The sequence below is a fragment of the Pseudomonas sp. Sample_24 genome, from assembly GCF_004307605.1.
Lineage (GTDB): Bacteria > Pseudomonadota > Gammaproteobacteria > Pseudomonadales > Pseudomonadaceae > Aquipseudomonas.
On the sequence record NZ_RCNW01000110.1, the window covers coordinates 1 to 1,534 of the forward strand.

General features: G+C 57.0%; 1 protein-coding gene. It reads left to right on the forward strand.

Annotation, left to right across the window (positions count from 1 at the left end):
* Positions 1-550: 550 nt before the first annotated feature.
* Positions 551-1,534 (forward strand): NAD(P)/FAD-dependent oxidoreductase (locus D8V06_RS05295; RefSeq protein WP_130930558.1); only part of this gene is annotated, 984 nt, incomplete at its 3' end.

A 1,534-nucleotide genomic window follows, 5' to 3' on the forward strand; every position in this document is an offset into this window, starting at 1 on the left:
ATGGATTCCTCGTTACTCTCCGGTGAAAAGAAAGTCGCCTAGGCGAACCTGGCGGTTGATGCTCATCGGGCGCAAGGGCACCTCCAAAAACGCCGGCAAAAGTGTCAAGTGAGCATCGCTCACGATGTAGATGACCGTTCGTCAGCAGTGACTGACGAGTCATTCAATATCGCGGCGTGTAAACTGCGCGCCAATTCAGCGCGGCGCATCACTTGCCCAGGCCATCGCCCTGTCTTTAGAGGTGCTCTTGAAACCAACATTCAGCCTACGGCGAGCGCAAAACCGCCCGTATCTTGACCGGAACACCTATTCCGGTCAATACGGCAAAATAGCCGTTCATAAGCCGCGTGACTTTGATTTCTCTGGGTTTGAGCCATTTCAAACAAACGTTTGTATTGGACCCTGAGAGTGGTGTAGATATAATGCGCCACCCAAAGAGAAAGGTGGTCACTCGATTGTCCTCTCCCGACGTTACGCCGGGATTCAAGGATGCGACACCTAACCTCCAAAATTAGAAAAAAACTGTTGAGCCTTGAGTAGGAGATAGCCTGTGGAACGCGAATACATGGAATTCGACGTGGTCATCGTCGGTGCCGGCCCCGCTGGTCTTTCCGCCGCCTGCCGCTTGAAGCAGAAGGCTGCGCAAGCCGGTAAGGAAATCAGCGTCTGCGTGGTCGAAAAAGGCTCCGAAGTCGGTGCTCACATTCTCTCCGGTGCCGTGTTTGAACCACGCGCCCTGAACGAACTGTTCCCGGACTGGAAAGAACTCGGCGCGCCGCTGAACACGCCCGTCACACGCGATGACATTTTCGTGCTGAAAAACGCTGACAGCGCGCAGAAGATTCCTGACTTCTTTGTGCCCAAGACCATGCACAACGAAGGCAACTACATCATCTCCCTGGGCAACCTGTGCCGCTGGCTGGCCCAGCAGGCCGAGAACCTCGGGGTGGAAATCTACCCGGGCTTCGCGGCTCAGGAAGCGTTGTTCGATGAAAACGGCGTGGTTCGCGGGATCATCACCGGTGACCTGGGCGTTGACCGCGAAGGTCAGCCCAAAGAAGGCCTGTACACCCCGGGGATGGAACTGCGTGGCAAATACACGCTGTTCGCCGAAGGCTGCCGTGGCCACATCGGCAAGCAACTGATCAAGCGTTTCAATCTGGACAGCGATGCCGACGCCCAGCACTACGGCATCGGCCTGAAAGAAATCTGGGAAGTCGACCCGGCCAAGCACCAGCCAGGCCTGGTGGTGCACACCGCCGGTTGGCCGATGGACATCATGGGCACCGAAAACACCGGTGGCTCCTTCCTCTATCACCTGGAAAACAACCAGGTGGTCGTTGGCCTGATCGTCGATCTTTCCTACAGCAACACCTTCCTGTCGCCGTTCGACGAGTTCCAGCGCCTCAAGCATCACCCGGTGCTCAAGCAGTACCTGGAAGGCGGCAAGCGCATCAGTTACGGCGCGCGTGCGATCTGCAAGGGCGGCCTGAACTCGCTGCCGAAAATGGTCTTCAAGGGCGGTGCGCTGATC